1 protein-coding gene is annotated in these 645 nt (G+C 26.2%); it reads right to left on the reverse strand.

Annotated features, from left to right (window positions below; genetic code table 11):
* Positions 1–9 precede the first annotated feature (9 nt).
* On the reverse strand, positions 10–636 hold the full coding sequence (gene atpH, locus GQX97_RS13735; protein WP_157152322.1) for an ATP synthase F1 subunit delta: 627 nt from the start codon (positions 634–636) through the stop codon (positions 10–12).
* Positions 637–645: the final 9 nt, after the last annotated feature.

Genomic DNA, 645 nt, shown 5'->3' on the forward strand with positions numbered 1-645 from the left:
CAATTACAATTATTCTGCAAGAAGAGAATCTTTTACACTATTTAAAAGCCTCTTCATACTATAATCATATATAATATCTTCTATCTCTACTATAATACCGCCTATAATAGATTCATTAATATCAATATAAAAATGAACATTCTTATTAACCATCTTTATAATATCTCTCTTCAATTCTTCAATGCCTTCCAATTCTTTGGCAATGGTAATTCTTACAGAAAGTATATCATAAAACTCATTACATAAGTTTTCATATTCTACTATTATAGCAGGCAAAATATTAAATAAATCCTTTTCAACTAATATAGATAATAAATTAAGAGCCTCATGAGATATTTTATTCTCATATACCCTCCTAATGACATCAACCCTTACGTTTCCATCTATAAAATTTGAAGTAAAGAAAGAAAAAGTATCCTTATCCTCAAATAAAGATGAATAAATAATGTCAAAATCTTTTTTAATAATATCTATCTTTTTTAATTCATTAGCTGCATCAAACATAGCCTTAGCATAGTTTTTAGCACTTGCCTCGTTTTTTACTATACGCTTAAATCTAGCAGTTTTCTCTTTCTGAACTTCATTGAATATTTCAGTTTTTAMATTTGTAAAAATCTCAGCAGTTATAGGATTCATATTCTCCTC

It is taken from the genome of Brachyspira sp. SAP_772 (genome assembly GCF_009755885.1).
Lineage (GTDB): Bacteria > Spirochaetota > Brachyspiria > Brachyspirales > Brachyspiraceae > Brachyspira.